Raw genomic sequence first — 15,425 nt, forward strand, 5'->3', positions numbered from 1 at the left:
ATGGTGAACCTCGACCGCTCGATACTGGCTGATCTCAACATATTCGTCACCATCATGCGGCGCCAGAGCATCAAACACGCCGCTAACGAACTCGGCGTATTCGTTGCCGGGCGTGGGATAGCGAAGCCGTTCTGCGAATTCTGACAGACGGTATAATCTGATGCTTCTGAGCTAATTAGAGATGTGGCTTATGGGGAAAGCGGAGCGCAGAAGCAGTGTCGCGACGAATATCCTCGATCGCCTGCTTCACCGATTTTTGCGCCCCGGCCGCTTTCTGTTTCATCGTCGCGTCCTGTGATCGAGCTAGATGAAGCTGCGCCGCTCCCTTCTCAGGCTATCGTGATTTATCTCAGGGCGTTGATGGGGACCGTCAAAGCAATCATAAGGCTCAGCGATTGGCATTGTGTCAATCGCGCCGAAGAATCACAAATGAAGCTTCCTCAGTTCGGACCCCATCTCGTAATTAATATCGAAAATGGAATAAATTTATCTAATAAATCTACCTTGTAGATATATGAAATATCATTAATCTCGGGTCTTGAGATGCGCTGGCTGGGGCTCGGGAACGGTAAGTGCCGTCCAGATGATAGGTTCAGCCACGCGGCGGACCGCTAACCAGTTTCCCCAGAGACACCGGCCGGAAAGTATTAATAAGAGGAGATCGGTCTATGCGGTTCGCAGCGATGTTTTTCGACAATGTCACGCCTTCGGAGCTCGACCCCGACCTGACGCGCGCGCATTTCGATTATCTTGGCCAACACCGTGACCAGATTACCCTGGCAGGGGGGCTGCGTCCACCAGAAGGAGGAGCCTTTTGTGGATCGCTCTGGGTGATTGAAGCCGACAGCTCGGCAGATGCAAGGCGGTTGATGGATGAAGATCCATACTGTCTCGCCGGGTTGCGCCCTGACCGGCGAATCTTCTTCTGGAATGCCGCGCCAATTCCGGCCCAGTCCTAACTTTCAAGAAAGACGCGATATGAACGAGACACGCCAGAAAGTGGTCGTCATCAATTCTGACAAGACAAATGTTGCCGTGCAGGGCATGCCCCAGTTCTTCGGTATCTCACGGGCGAGCGCCGGAGCGGAAGGGATTGCGATGAATCTCACCTCTTTCGGGCCCGGGGGCAAGTCGAAGGCCCATTATCATCGGGGCTTCGAAACAGCCATTTACGGGTTGAGCGGTCGCACGGGGCTCTACTATGGGTCGCAACTTGAGGAGATGTGCGTGATCGAGCCCGGCACCTTTTGTTTCGTACCGGCGGGCGTGCCACATGTCGCCTTCAACATGTCGGATAGCGAGGGGGCGACGTCAATTTCCTCGCGCAACGATCCGGTCGAGCAGGAGAATGTAATCCTGATGCCGGAGCTTGACGGATTGCGCGATGCCGAAATTTTGGCGGTCAAGGAGCAGGAAAGAGCCGTCTGAATACTGCAAATCAGAGTCCGTCGATGCTTGGCTTGCGCCTTCGACAAGAAATTACCTGGGAGGAAAAACCGTGAACCAAATCAACACGGCTGCCGAGAGAAGCAGCCAGAAAAGCTCAATGACCGAGCGGATGCGTAGCATCCTTGATCTAGTTGCAGCCAATGCCAGTCAGACGGAGGACTTGAGGCGCGTTGCCGATGCCAATGTCGCGGCTCTGCGATCGATCGGATATCTAAAGGGGATGGTGCCGCTGGCCTATGGCGGAGCTGAAGAATGTCTGGTTGACCTTTATCGGGCGGGCCGACTGCTCGCTTCCGCCTGTCCTTCGACAGCTTGGGCGATGCAGCTTCTCATGGGCCATGCTCATGTGGTTGCAGCGTTCAGTAAGCAGGCACAAGACGAAGTCTGGAATGCTGGTCCGGATGCCTATGCCGCATCCTCAATAGCGCCGCAAGGCAAGTTCACGCCTGTCGAGGGCGGCTTCCAGCTATCAGGTCGCTACCAGTTCTCCAGCGGATGCGATCACGCACACTGGATCATTCTCGGTGGCAAACGTCCGAACTCCGAAACTGGAGAACCCGAGCATTGCCTGGCGCTCGTTCCAAAGGGCGAAGTTCAGATTGTCGACACTTGGTTCACGGCAGGGCTGAAAGGGACGGGCAGCAAGGATATTGTCGTCGAGGACATCTTCGTGCCCGAACATCGTGTGGAAACGATGGGGGCATTATTCATGGGAAAGGCGCGTGGTATAGGGCTTCACCCAGGCGAACTGTACCGCATTCCTTTCTCAGCCATCTTCGGAGCCAGCTTCTCGGTCGTAGCTCTCGGCGCAGCAGATGGCATGCTCGAAACCTATAAACTGCGGCTTAAGGGCCGTGTCAGCGCGCTGACCGGGCAAAAGACGATTGATTCAGCGCCGTCCTATATGCGGTTGGCGGAATCGTGGCAGGATCTGCGCGCTGCTACGGGACTGATCGAGAAGGACTGGCACGACTTCCTGGCGCTGGCACGGGGCGAGATCGAGCCGACGCCAGATTTGCTCACAGGCTGGCGGACTACCCAGTCCTACGTTGTGAAGCTGGCGATGCAGGCGACGGACCGTCTCTATAACGCATCGGGTGGCAGTGCAGGCTATCTTAGCAATCCGGCACAACGGTTCTGGCGCGACGTTCACATGGCGGCCGGTCATTACTACGTTGACTACGATATCGCGTCACGCATCCTGGGTCGCCATCTTATGGATCTTCCCCCGGAAACCGGTGTGATTTGATCGGCCTTCAACTCGCCCGCAACACGGTCCTGGAATAGCACTGTCTGGCCATTTTACCATCGGAGCGGGCCGATGGCATGGCCTTGACTGGCCGATAACACGATCGGATTTGCAGGAGTTGTCCATTGGAGATCCGCGCAAGCTGTGAGCCGCGGATCTGCATGGCATTAAGGATAAGCACTTTACTGAAACCCGGTCTTTTGGAATTTTTTGGGAGGTGGTTTAATGGGGAATATCTCCACAGATTTGCTTTCGTGCAGCACCCAATCAACCGAGGCGTTTCGCCAGGTTATGCGTGGTTGCGCCTCGAGCGTAGCGATTGTCGCCAGCGCTGAAAATGGTGTGCCGGCAGGCATTGTGGCGACAGCCGTCATGTCGGTAGCTATGGAACCGCCATCCTTGATGGTGGCGATCAATCGGTTATCTTCATGTCATGCCGTTTTCGTGCGGCGGCTTGCTTTCACCGTCAATTTCCTTTCTGGCAAACAGGCCGATTATGCTTCGGTATTCCATCGTAGCAGCGTCGAGGATAGGTTCAGCACGGGCGGATGGATTTTCTCCGACGGTGATGACACCCAGATCCCGGGTTTGCCGCTTCTGACTGGGGCGCAGGCAAGCGTTTCTTGTTGGGCAGACCAGGTGATTGAGGCCCACACCCACACCCTGTTTCTTGGTCGTGTTGCTGGCGTGAAACTCGGTTCAGAAGTCGATCCGCTTCTTTACTGCGAGGGTCAGTATGGCCGCTTCAATTCTTTGCAAAGTATTGGCAGAACTGCGCAACACGAGGTGGCGCCAGAGATCGATGAATGGATCGACCATTTCAGTGCCAGGCAACAATTGTCATGCCGCAGGCTCTGAGTAGAAGCCAGGATCTGCAGGTCGCGGAGCTAGGCTGTATCTGAGCGCTTTCCCTGAAATCCCCATGCTCAGGCGGTGCACGCCCTGGTGTGTCGAACCATGCGTCGGGCTTCGCATCGCCTGTGGCGAACAGCCATCCCAGCGCTCTACTTCAACAGCATCGAAATCGATGAGCAGATGCAAAGAGTGGCTTAATCACCCGGAAAACTTTCCAGGGCGGCGGGGCGTAGTGCGATCTCATAGCCCTACGCTTGGAGGACCAAGCTGCCCCGGTTGCGCCGCTAACTAATACGGAAAACAGGATAAATTTATCAGATAAAGCCACCTTGTCGATATATGAAACATCATTAATCTCGGGGCTCGCAAGGCCCCGGGCCACTGCTTCCAGGCATTTCGGACAATCTATTCCAATTCCAAAGTCGAGGCGCACCGATGTCCAATTATACCGATCTGCTGTCCTGTATTAGCGAACGCGACTTGCAAGGTTGCTGAAGCCATGAAGGTATCGCACTGGCATTGTCCTGAGCTCGACATTACCCTGGAACGACTGGAAGCCGGTTCGGTAGTGGTAGTCTGCATTCCCGACATGACCAATATTGCTTGGCCGGCCAAGGCGATCTTCGCGGAACTCTCTCAGGAGGAGCTGGAGGCGGCAGCGCGCCGCTCGCCCGCCGGTACCGTGGATCCCGTCGGCGGCACTGTCGCACTGAGCTTCAATTGTTATGTCATCGAGACACCTGACTACGTGGTGCTGATTGACGGTGGCATTGGCGACGGTAAGGAGCGGCCACATCGGCCGGCTTGGCATCGCCGCGAAACACGCTTTCTTGACGCGCTAGCCGCGATCGGCATTTCGCCAGAACGTGTCGATATCGTCATCAACACGCATTTGCACGCTGACCATGTTGGCTGGAATACACGGCGTGAAGGTGATGGCTGGCGGCCGACCTTCCCCAACGCGCGCTACGTTGTGGCCGAAGCCGAACTTGTTCATTGGGCTAAGATTCACGAAGCATCACTGGACGGCAACACGTTACATGGCGCTTTCGCGGACAGCGTTTTGCCGATCATTCGCTCTGTCGGCTTCGACGCTGTCGCTCCTGATGCCGAAATCGCCAAAGGCTTGCGATTGCGGCCCGCGCCGGGGCATTCGCCGGGGATGGTTGTAGTATCACTCGACACCGGGGAGGGCGAGGTACTGTTTTTGGCTGACGTCGTGCACCATCCATTGCAGCTTGGCGACGACAGCATTGTCTGCAGCTTCTGCGAAGACCCTGCTCTGGCGCGCGCGACGCGCATCAACCTCCTCGGCGAAGCCGCCGCCACCGGCGCGGTGCTGGCACCCTATCATTTCCCTGCTCCTGTCTTCGGACGGCTGACGGCAGAGGCGACATCGTTCAGGTTCGCGCCCCTCGACATCGAAGCTGTCGGCTGACCTGCAACAACGGGGCCGCAGAAGGGTCCATTCATGGATCGTCATTGATCGACGATCACCAAAGACAAAGGGCGCCAACCCGGCCGGAGACATGCGCAGAGATGGCGAATTTTGCAGTGCTGCTCACTCAACAAACTTAGATGGGAGGAACTATGAAGTTGATTGCGAATATGGCAGTTATCCTGGCTGCAGGCATAGCTGGTTTCAGCACAAATTCCGAAGCGGCCGACACCGTGAAGGTCGGATTTGTCATGTCATTTAGCGGTTGGTTTCAACCGATCGATGCGGCGACCATCAACGGTGCTTTGCTGGCGGTTAAGGAGATCAATGCCGCCGGAGGTGTTCTCGGCAAACAGATAGAAGTCTTGAAGTTCGACAACAAATCGGAACCGCCGCTGGGAGCGGATGGCGCTGTGGAAGTCATTGGCCAGGGCGCCAAGGCGATCCTGCTTCCTACCGACTTCGATTTTGGCGCACCCGGTGCGTATGTTGCACAGCAGAACAACGTCATCGCGTTTTCGGGCGCGTCGGATCCGAAATTCGGTGTAACGGGCATTGGCTCCTACGCTTATTCCATCTCGAATGTCTCGCAAGGGCAAGGAGCCGCAGTCGCCGAGTGGGCGTTCGGCAAGGGCTGGCGTTCGGCTTATGTGCTGATTGATACTACTGTGTCCTATGCCAAATCGCTTTGTGGCGGCTTCAGCCAGCGATGGAAGGAAATGGCTGGCGAGGGGGCAATCGTCGGCGAGGATAGTTTCATGAACAGCGATCCCAGTATCGCCTCGCAGACGACACGTATAACCAATCTCGATAAGAAGCCGGATGTCGTTATGTTGTGCTCCTATGCACCCGGCGGTCCCAGCGCCATTCGCCAGTTGCGCGCGGCGGGTATCGATCAGCCGATTGTGGCTGGCGAGTCGCTCGACGGTGACTACTGGATGGGCACGGTGCCCAATCTTAGCAACTTCTACGTCGCCGCGGACGCCTCGATACATGGCGACGATCCCGACCCTGCGATGAACGATTTCTTCAATCGCTATGAAGCGGAATACAAGCAGCGATCCGATGTGTCTTTTTCGATCAAGGGTTACTCGGCGATACAGGCTTGGGCCCGTGCGGCGGAAAAAGCGGGCTCCTTCGATGCCGACAAGGTGGCGGCGGTGCTCGACGGGTTCAAAGATGAACCGCTGCTGATTGGCCCGACCACCTATTCGCCGGAGCTCCACATCCAGACCACGCGCCCATTAACTGTTGTCGAGGTGCAGAACGGCAAGTTCAGCGCCGTCGGCAAGGTTTCGGCGCGGCCTGTGCTGCTCGACTGACACCACGATTTCCAACAGCTGGCCGCAAGCCTCGGCCGCCGCAGGGCGGCCGTCGCGATAGTGTTGGAAGCCCATAAATGCCCCTAACCTCATTCCATAGGGAGGAAATGATATGAGGGATAAACAGCACGCACAGCGGGTCATCGTCGTCGGCGGAGGCATTGGTGGCCTCATAACATCCGCAATATTGCAACGACATGGCATTGAGGTAACCGTACTCGAGCGCGCAGAGCGTTTCGACCGGATAGGCGGGGCCATCCAGCTAGGCCCCCAGGCGCTGCGGATTCTGGATGATCTTGGCATGCTCGATGCGTTACGCAGGCACGGTGTGTGCGCCGACGCGATGGCATATGAGCGCTGGGCGGATTTGACGACCCTGATGCAGTCGCCGATCGGAGAAGCGGCGGAGCGGGAATTTGGAGCGCCGACATTAAATCTCCTGCGGCCCGATATTCAGGACGTTCTGGTTGCCCATTGTCCCGAAGGCTGTTTGCGCATGGGGGCTACTGTCGTTGGCCTGAACCAGAATAGTGAAGGTGTGGACGTCGAACTCCACACCGGCGAAAGGATTCAAGCCGATCTGGTGGTGGCCGCAGACGGCATCCGCTCCGGAATCCGCCAAATGTTTACCGGCGTGGAGAATCCCACATATTCGGGAACGGTCGTCTATCGCGGCCTTGTCCAGCGCGATGAGGTACCCGATGAGTTCATGAGCAATGTGAACCGGTACATCCTCGGTGGAGGCAAACACCTCGTTCTCTACTGGGTGAATGGTGGCCGACAGCTCAGCATCAATGTGGCGGTACAGAGACCTTGGGGGGAGGAATCCTGGACCGACAATGTGAAGTCAGCAGAGGCATCTGCCGGGTTCGAAGATTGGCATCCGTCTGTGAAGAGGCTGGTCGAGACGGCGCCAGAGGTGATCCGCACCGCAGTTTTCATCCGGGAACCGATTAAGCATTGGGTTTTTGGCCGTGTGGCGCTGCTGGGCGATGCCGCGCATGCCATGGTGCCGTTCCGAGCGCAGGGTGCCGTACAGGCAATTGAAGATGCCTGGGTCCTGGGCGAGTGTCTGCGCCACCACCCGCGCCAATTACAGATGAAGGCATTGGCAAGATACGAGCAGTTGAGAATGGACAGGGCGTTTGAGGAGGCGCGCAGCTCGGCAGGGCTGGGGGACGTCTTCAACATGCCGGACGGTCAGGAACAGATAGAGCGGGACCGCGAATTCTCGACGCTGACGTCTCTGCTGCCGTTCGGTCCTCGCCAGGCAGCCTGGTCTTTCGACATTCGGACAACCAAGGCAGAAGAGCTCAAAAGCGCTTAACCCAGTTTTCTTTGCAGCGGGCGCCGATTGGCGGCGCTCGACGCAGATCGTCAGGACGATTGGCGGGCAGCATTCTGCCGTTTGGCGCGCTTTGTTGCCCCCCAAAAAACTGAATGCAGCTGTTCATGAAAGGAGGAGTATCATGAACCATAATCTTGAAAATGTGGACACGGAAGCGATTGTGCGCCCGGCGTTTGATCTTAGCTCATATGAGCGCGCGAGGGGCCTGATTTCACGTCTGGCACTCGCCAGTATTCTCTGGGGCGCGGCTTCGCTTACCGCCTCTGCCGTCAACGCCCAGGAGGCATCTAACGCGAACCGCCCCAACGTTCTTTTGATCGTGGCGGACGATCTTGGTTACTCCGACATAGGGGCGTTTGGCGGCGAGATTGCCACCCCCAACCTCGATGCCTTGATCGCCAGCGGACAGCAACTGACCAATTTCTATGCATCACCGGCTTGTTCTCCGACACGTGCGATGTTGATGTCGGGCACCGACAATCATCTTGCCGGTGTGGGCAATATGGCCGAACTGATGCTGGACGAGCAGCGCGGCAAGCCGGGCTACGAAGGTGTTTTGAACCAGCGTGTGGTCCCGTTTCCCCAGCTGCTGCACGATAGCGGTTACAACACCTACATCGCGGGCAAATGGCATCTCGGCGGCAAGGACGATCAGATTCCAGCCAATCGCGGGTTCGACAGGTCGATGGTCCTGCTCGGTGGAGGCGCCAGTCATTTCGACGGGACAGGCTCAAGTGTACACGGACCCCGTGCCGCCTATAGGTTCGGCGCTACTCCGTTCGAGTTGCCAAAGTCCGGATTCTACTCAAGCGACTTCTATACCGACCGGGTGATTGAATGGATCGACGCGGACAAGAACAGCAACAAGCCGTTCTTTGCCTATCTTGCCTACACGGCGCCACACTGGCCGCTTCAGGCACCTGAAGAGTTCATCGCCAAGTATCGTGGCAAATATGATGACGGCTACGACGCCGTGCGCCAGGCGCGGATCGATCGCATGAAGAAACTAGGACTGTTGAGTGAGAACGAAACAGTGGCTGCAGTCGATCCATCCCGGCCGAAATGGCGCGACTTGACACCAGATCAGCGTCGCAGGGAAAGCCGGTTCATGGAGATCTATGCCGCGATGGTCGATAATCTCGATTATAATGTCGGTCGGATTGTCACACATCTCAAAGATACCGGCCAGCTTGACAACACCATCATTGTCTTCATGTCCGACAATGGTCCAGAGGGAAATGATCCCGAGCAAACGTCGAGCGATAACGCAAAATGGATCGCGGATAATTTTGACAATTCGATCGATAATCTCGGCAAGGCGACTTCCTTCGTGGGGTACGGACCATCCTGGGCTGCGGTAAGTGCAACGCCCTACCGCATGTTCAAGGGGTTCACCTATGAAGGCGGTATCCGGACTCCGGCTTTTGTGTCTGCGCCTGGGCGCATACCACCCGGCCGGAATGATGCCCTGATGACAGTCATGGATGTTGCACCGACTGTTCTTGATTATGCTGGTGTTGCGGCGCCGGGTGCACGATACAAAGGTCGCGATATCGAGCCGATAGCCGGCAAATCGCTTGTTCCCGTGTTGGCAGGTGACAGCGAGACGGCACATGCACCGGATTACGCGATGGGTCGGGAATTAATGGGCCGCATCGGCATTCGGCAAGGTGACTGGAAGCTTGTGTGGAGCAACAAGCCCTACGGCACGAACAAATGGGAATTGTTCGATCTTTCAACCGATAGGGCCGAAGCTCAAGATCTCTCGCCGGCCAATCCGCAGAAACTGAAGGAAATGATCGGTTTGTGGGAGAATTATCGCAAGGCAAATGGCGTCATCTGGGACGACACGCTTGCGGACAAGACTTTCTACACGAATAACGACCGTCACTTCGCCGCAGACTAGGGTATGATCCCGAGAGGCCTCGGCTTCAAAAAGCTTGGAGCGAGTGGAAAAGTCATATCGCTCCAGGCACAGCTATCGCAGACCGGTGGCGCATCGAATGTCGCGCCGGCTGCCCGAAAAGGACGCCAGCTTTATGAAATGTTCGCCCGACAATCTTCGCCAGACCGGGCTAGGCCACGAAGGCATGGCTTGGCTGCCTGGCGGCACGTTCACGATGGGATCGGATAATCACTATCCCGAAGAGGCCCCGTCGCGCCGTGCCGAAGTTGATGGTTTCTGGATGGATCGCTATCCGGTCACCAATCGGATGTTCCGCGAGTTTGTACGTGCTACGGGATATGTCACTCTGGCGGAGAAGATACCTACGACGCCGGATTATCCGAGTGTCGTCGCGGGCCGACCGGAACCTTCATCCATAGTTTTCACGAGACTCGGTCATCCGGTCGATCCAGTGGACCCGAGGCGTTGGTGGAAAATTCTGACAGGTGCCGATTGGCGGCATCCCCGTGGCCCCGGCAGCGGCCTCCGGGGGATATTCGATCACCCAGTCGTCCATATCGCCTATTGTGATGCGGAGGCATATGCGCAGTGGGCTGGCAAATCGTTGCCCACCGAAGCCGAGTGGGAATTTGCCGCGCGGGGTGGCCTCGAAAACGCCGAATATGCGTGGGGTGACGAGTTTGCTCCCGAAGGGCGCCAGATGTGCAATAGTTGGCAGGGAAAATTTCCCTGGGAAAACACTATGGAAGATGGCTACGAGGGAACGTCTCCGGTCGGGGCTTTTCCGGCGAATGGCTACGGGCTCTACGATATGATCGGCAATGTGTGGGAATGGACCAGTGATCGTTACAATCTCATGGCTTCGCATGAAACCAAGCGCAAGTGCTGCGTCGGCGATGCTAGGCCAGACGGTGAGGCGACAAGGCAGTCGCTGGATGTCGCCACGCGTGTCATGACGATAAAGGGCGGCTCACACCTATGTGCTCCAAACTACTGCCAGCGCTATCGACCGGCGGCGCGTCACCCCCAGCAGGTGGATACGACAACCAGCCATCTCGGCTTTCGATGTGTGAAACGGGCTTGAACGCGAAGCGCACCATCGCCTAGCTGATGGCCGTAGCAAATGGAATTCGCGTTAGAATTGCCAAACAGTAATCGTACTGCGACCCGCAGGGAGCAAGGCGAACTATCTTCGCCTCAGTTCAGCTGAGCGATGATGCCAGGAGAAAGCCGGAGCTCCCGCTAAGGCCTGGCCCTGGATGGGTGGAAGCTCCGATATGATAGAGTCCCGGCACATGCGTCTGATGATTGATGGATGTCTTGAACGGACGCCACAGGAAAAACTGGTCGAGACCGCAATAACCGCCATATGGATCGCCGCCGACCAGATTGACGTTCATAGCCTCAAGGTCGGCGGGCGAATAGCACCGCCGCGCAATAACACTATCCTTGAAACCTTCGATCTGCTGCGCGAGCTTCGCCTCGACGCGGTCCGCGTAACGTTCGCGTATTTCTTCGGTCCAGCACCCGTCCGCAGGCACTTCGATTTCGCCGGCGGCGTCACCTTTAAGACTGCGTGGCGTTTCGGGAAGCTGCAACCAGAGGATCGAGCCCCCTTCGGGAGCACGGCTGGGATCGAGAGCGGTCGGCTGGCCGACACAGATCGTCGGTTCGGCCGGCAACATGCCCCGTTCAGCTTCGTTGGCGGCGCGCGAAACGCCGTCCAGCCCGGGGGTTAGGTGCAGCAGAGCTACGTTGCCGAGCTTGTCGCCCGCTTTCCAGCGGGGTGGCTGCGACAAGGCATAGTGGATCTGCATGTCGCCTTTGCCGTAGCGGTAGCGGCGTACGCCATCGCTGACTTCGGGGGGCAATGCCGTGGGCCAGTCGGCGAGCAGTCTTCCGTAGAGTTGGTTCGGCGTGACCGAGCAGATAACCCCTTTGCTGGCATTGATGGTTTCGCCGCTGGCAAGGCGCACGCCTGCAGCGCGCCCTCGCGTGTCGTTCACGATTGCGGCCACGTCGGCATTGGTGCGAATCTCACCACCGGTGTCGACGATCAGCTGGCTGAATGCCGCGAGCAGGTTGCTGGCACCGCCTTTCACAATTGGGCATCCCGCCATCTCAATCGCGAAGGCGATGACTTTCAGCATCTGCGCGGAGTAGGGACTTTCAGGATTTAGCCCCACATGGAGCACCCACGGCGCCCATAGCGCGCGCGTCGTTTCTGACTGATAGGTCGTTTCGAGATAGGCGCGGGCTGGCGTCAATGCCTCACCGAACCAGCCCGCTAAGTTGCGCAAGCCTCGCCTCCAAGCTTCGCGGGCAAGGACTTTCAGCATGCCAGCTGACCACAACGTGCCGCTGAGCAGGGAAAAGAGAAAGGGGGCATCCGCGCCGAGCCTGTCCATTTCCTGCGAAAAGGCCGCGCCATCCCCCAAGGCAAGTTTGTCAAAGGCCGCGGCGTTACGTTGCCTGTCCTTCGCAAAAACCACATGCGAGCCATCGGGTCTCAGGACGCCCGTCGGCAGGTCGGCATGAGCAAACTCCAGTCCGCGTGCTTCGAGATCTTTTCCGATGGCCCCGTAGGCCGGAGAGGTCAAGAACAGCACGAACGTGGTTGCCATAACGTCGTGAATAAAGCCCGGCGCAGTAATCTCGTCGGTGCGGATGCACCCCCCGATCCGATCCGCGCGTTCGAGCACGAGCACCTTGCGGCCCTTCTTGCCAAGCATGGCGGCAGCAACCAGAGCGTTTATGCCGCTGCCGACGATAATGTGGTCATAGGTATTCATGAGGTGCCCGACAGCCGCAATTACATTCAGAAGGGGCCGGATCGCCTCAAGCGCTTCCGGAGGATGATGTCACCGAGCCACGAGGGCCAGGGCCCGCACGGGAGAGCCGGTGCCGTTGACCAGTTTCAGCGGTGCTGCGATCAGTATTGCACCTTTCGGCGGCAATCGGTCGAGATGGCACAGACTGGCGAGGCCATAACGATTTGCCTTGTGAACCAGATTGTGCGCCGGAAAGGGAGGGTTCATGCCGCCAGCCGCACCGGCGTCGGTGCCCACTGTTTCTGAACCCCAGCCAATAATCCCTTTGGATAGCAGATATTCGATAGCTTCAGCGCTTGGCCCCGGAGAATGTGGACCATTTTCATCCGCGTTCAGAAAGGTTTCGGTTGAGCCGTTGCGCTTGTACCAGTCAGTACGCAACAGCACCCAGCTTCCGGCCTCGATTGCGCCATGTTCTGCTTCCCATTCCTTGATGCTTTCGACGGTCAGCAGATAATCCGGGTCGGCTGCCGCCTCGCGTGAGCGGTCAATGACATTTGCAGGGGCGACGAAATTTCTGGCGCTGATCCTGTCTGTCGTTCCGTCCGCATAGTCGCGTCCGGTGATCCAGTGTACAGGTGCGTCGAAATGCGTTCCGGTGTGCTCGCCAAGCTCGAGCCAGTTCCAAGCCCAGGCCGGGCCGTGTTCATTGTAGCGTGAGATTGAATGCACCTGTACGCGCGGCGTGCTCTTTCCAATTTCAGGGGGGAGTGCAATGACGGGCGTATCAGGGCCAAGCGGGGCTGAAAGATCCACTATATCGATGGAGCCCGAAAGAAGCGCAGAGGCAAAGTTGGCAAGCGTGTTGGCAGAAGCCATGTATCGTGTTCCTCCCCAGGTACAATGATGACCGCATTTCGTATTTTTTGCTGTTGCGGCAAGAAATTCAGAAAAGGTTAGGTGAATTTATATGATATTGCAAGTAATTTTAGAGGGCGAAATCTAACCGCATGGTGCGGCGAGTTGGTGCCCGCCGGAACGCGTTTATCGATCAGCGCGTGGCGGATTGAATTCAGCCTGCATATCGGGGCGTAAGCTGCTGTGCATAGCGGCGCACGATAGTGGCGAACGCCGAGACTGCAGGCGACACAGACCGCCCCGTCGCGTGAATGAACGACACCTCACGAGAGATGATGGGCTCCGTCAATGGCGTACCGGACACCTTCCTGTGATGCGACGCCGCAAGCGCGTAGGTAGGCAGGACGGCGATCCCGAGTCCTGCTTCGACCATCGCGAGGGCGGTTGTCACCTGTGTCACCTCGAATGTCGGCTTGAACGGAATCTGCTTCATTTCGAAGCCAACTTCGACCAGAAGCCGGATGCCGCTGTCCCGGGTCAGCGTGATCAGCGGTTGCTCGGCAAGGTCAGCCCACTTAATGGATGGCGCGCCTTGAAACGGGCTCAGCGGGTCGCAGAACAGCATCAGGCTGTCGCGCACCAGCGACAGCCGTTCGATGCCATCTTCTGCCGGCGAGAATGTGCCGAGGCCGCAATCGGCCTGGCCGTTGCGCACGCTCTCGACGATCTGATTGGTGCCGACGTCCGCGAGTTGCACGCAGATTCCGGGATAGCTCTCCTGGAACTCGGCGATGGCCTGCGGCAGCACGACCGAAGCCAACAAAGGAGGAGCCGCAATGCGCAGCCGCCCGCGTCGGCGTTCGGCCAGCATGTGGACTCCCGTTACGGCATGCTCGAGTTCTTCAATCACCTTGGCTGCCGAGTTCTGGAACTCGCGGCCGGCGTCGGTCAATTCGACCCGGCGGGTGGTGCGGTCGAACAGGCGCACCGCCAGCTCTACCTCAAGGTCGCGGATCGCCTGCGATAGGGCCGGTTGTGCCGTGCCAAGCCGCTTCGAGGCGCGCGAGAAGTTACCGAGCTCCGCTACCGCCAGAAATTGCTGGATCTGCTTGATGGTGATTTTCACGCTGGAGACCTGCTGTTGGATGAAGCCGCGGCGCGGCGTCGCCCGGTCATGATTAATATGAAAAACAGTATTAAATTATCAGATAAATTCGTCTTGTCGATATAACGAAACTCATTGATCTTGCCTGCCAGCTTGGGCGACGGCTTACAGTCATTCCGCAGAATTTTCGAAATCGAGGCGCTCCAATGTCCAATTACCCCGATTTGCAGCTCTATACCGGAGGCCTGGCGCAGACGGCAGAAACAGGCCGGGCCGTCCGGAAGGACTTCTCGATGCGGTCGAATGGTATTGCTTTGAATGCCGGAATTTCGTGCATCGCACCGAAGTTGATCTCGGGTCGATTGTCGATGATCTGCCGTCGATCTACACAAAATTCTATGCAGAAGAGAAGGCGCGCAGCTGCCGAAATGTGCCACGATCCATTCAGGCAATACCCTGTCGGATGACTGGGTGAAGCGCTGATCGAGAGGCCTTGACTGATTATCGGAGACCTTGAATGTTCCGTCATTACCGCTGCATTGTTGGACGCAGAAACCCGGCGACAGCACGTCTGTCGGAGTTACTCGACGCTGGCGTAAACCTCATTGTCCATCTCGCCCATGCCGGATATGGCCGCCAGATTCTGGTGCGCTGCTTGAAGCACGCGCATGCAGGTTGCCAGATCTTCGGCCGATATGTTTGTGGTTGCGGCTTCATTCGCTTCGATTGCCGAACGCAAGGCGGGCAGCTCCAGTGCACGGCCTTTGGGCGTAAGGGAAATAAGATATTTACGCTGGTCGCTGGGATGGCGCTTGCGCTTGACGAACCCGGCCGCAAGCAGATTGCGCACAGCCGTCACCATAGCCGGACCAGCGACACCAGACCTTTGCGCGAGTTCGATCTGGGTCAGGCCGTCGCTGATCCAGAGGGTGCGCAGCGCATACCATTGCCCCATGGTAATGCCCATCGGGGCAAGACGAACACCAAGGTCACGCTGTATCAGCCGGTTCACTTGGCGAAGCGTGTGGCCGAAGCTCTGTTTAAATGGAAGGATCGAGCTGCTGCTGTCTTCCTGGGCTATCATTTGCAAATGCTCTCCCTGTCGCGGTTCGGCATGGTAACAC

13 protein-coding genes are annotated in these 15,425 nt (G+C 57.6%); 9 read left to right on the forward strand and 4 right to left on the reverse strand.

Annotation, left to right across the window (positions count from 1 at the left end):
* Window positions 1-668: 668 nt before the first annotated feature.
* The 9 genes from HWX93_RS20620 to HWX93_RS20660 all read left to right on the forward strand — a co-directional run bounded on the left by HWX93_RS20620 (window position 669) and on the right by HWX93_RS20660 (window position 10,651).
* Window positions 669-959: a YciI family protein gene (locus HWX93_RS20620; protein WP_176038549.1), complete on the forward strand. Its 291-nt coding sequence runs from the start codon at window positions 669-671 to the stop codon at window positions 957-959.
* 19 nt (window positions 960-978) lie between these two features.
* On the forward strand, window positions 979-1,428 hold the full coding sequence (locus tag HWX93_RS20625) for a cupin domain-containing protein (protein WP_176038550.1): 450 nt from the start codon (window positions 979-981) through the stop codon (window positions 1,426-1,428).
* Between the two features lie 70 nt (window positions 1,429-1,498).
* Window positions 1,499-2,698 carry a flavin-dependent monooxygenase gene (locus HWX93_RS20630; protein ID WP_176038551.1) on the forward strand — a complete coding sequence of 400 codons (1,200 nt, stop codon included), beginning with the start codon at window positions 1,499-1,501 and terminating at the stop codon, window positions 2,696-2,698.
* Between the two features lie 225 nt (window positions 2,699-2,923).
* Window positions 2,924-3,556 carry a flavin reductase family protein gene (locus tag HWX93_RS20635; RefSeq protein WP_176038552.1) on the forward strand — a complete coding sequence of 211 codons (633 nt, stop codon included), beginning with the start codon at window positions 2,924-2,926 and terminating at the stop codon, window positions 3,554-3,556.
* A 496-nt stretch (window positions 3,557-4,052) separates the two neighbouring features.
* Window positions 4,053-4,991, forward strand: coding sequence for an MBL fold metallo-hydrolase (locus tag HWX93_RS20640; protein ID WP_176038553.1), 939 nt, complete (start codon window positions 4,053-4,055; stop codon window positions 4,989-4,991).
* Window positions 4,992-5,143: 152 nt separating this feature from the next.
* Complete coding sequence (locus tag HWX93_RS20645; protein WP_176038554.1) at window positions 5,144-6,313, forward strand: ABC transporter substrate-binding protein; 1,170 nt, start codon at window positions 5,144-5,146, stop codon at window positions 6,311-6,313.
* Window positions 6,314-6,425: 112 nt separating this feature from the next.
* Window positions 6,426-7,640, forward strand: coding sequence for an FAD-dependent monooxygenase (locus HWX93_RS20650; protein WP_176038555.1), 1,215 nt, complete (start codon window positions 6,426-6,428; stop codon window positions 7,638-7,640).
* Window positions 7,641-7,782: 142 nt separating this feature from the next.
* Entirely contained in the window at window positions 7,783-9,567 is a 1,785-nt protein-coding gene (locus tag HWX93_RS20655) for an arylsulfatase (protein ID WP_176038556.1), read from the forward strand.
* A gap of 133 nt (window positions 9,568-9,700) precedes the next feature.
* Window positions 9,701-10,651 carry a formylglycine-generating enzyme family protein gene (locus HWX93_RS20660; RefSeq protein ID WP_235969166.1) on the forward strand — a complete coding sequence of 317 codons (951 nt, stop codon included), beginning with the start codon at window positions 9,701-9,703 and terminating at the stop codon, window positions 10,649-10,651.
* Window positions 10,652-10,769: 118 nt separating this feature from the next.
* On the opposite strand, the gene HWX93_RS20665 is transcribed toward HWX93_RS20660, so the two are convergent.
* From HWX93_RS20665 to HWX93_RS20680, 4 genes are all read right to left on the reverse strand, one after another.
* A complete protein-coding gene (locus tag HWX93_RS20665) occupies window positions 10,770-12,359 on the reverse strand; it encodes a phytoene desaturase family protein (protein ID WP_176038557.1) in 1,590 nt (529 codons plus the stop codon).
* A 69-nt stretch (window positions 12,360-12,428) separates the two neighbouring features.
* Window positions 12,429-13,217, reverse strand: a complete 789-nt coding sequence (locus tag HWX93_RS20670; protein ID WP_176038558.1) for a cyclase family protein — start codon at window positions 13,215-13,217, stop codon at window positions 12,429-12,431.
* A 193-nt stretch (window positions 13,218-13,410) separates the two neighbouring features.
* Window positions 13,411-14,322, reverse strand: coding sequence for a LysR family transcriptional regulator (locus HWX93_RS20675; RefSeq protein ID WP_176038559.1), 912 nt, complete (start codon window positions 14,320-14,322; stop codon window positions 13,411-13,413).
* Between the two features lie 559 nt (window positions 14,323-14,881).
* A complete protein-coding gene (locus tag HWX93_RS20680; protein WP_176038560.1) occupies window positions 14,882-15,385 on the reverse strand; it encodes a MarR family winged helix-turn-helix transcriptional regulator in 504 nt (167 codons plus the stop codon).
* Between the last annotated feature and the right edge of the window lie 40 nt (window positions 15,386-15,425).

Origin of the sequence: Brucella tritici, from assembly GCF_902825325.1 — a bacterium.
Classification (GTDB): Bacteria; Pseudomonadota; Alphaproteobacteria; order Rhizobiales; family Rhizobiaceae; genus Brucella.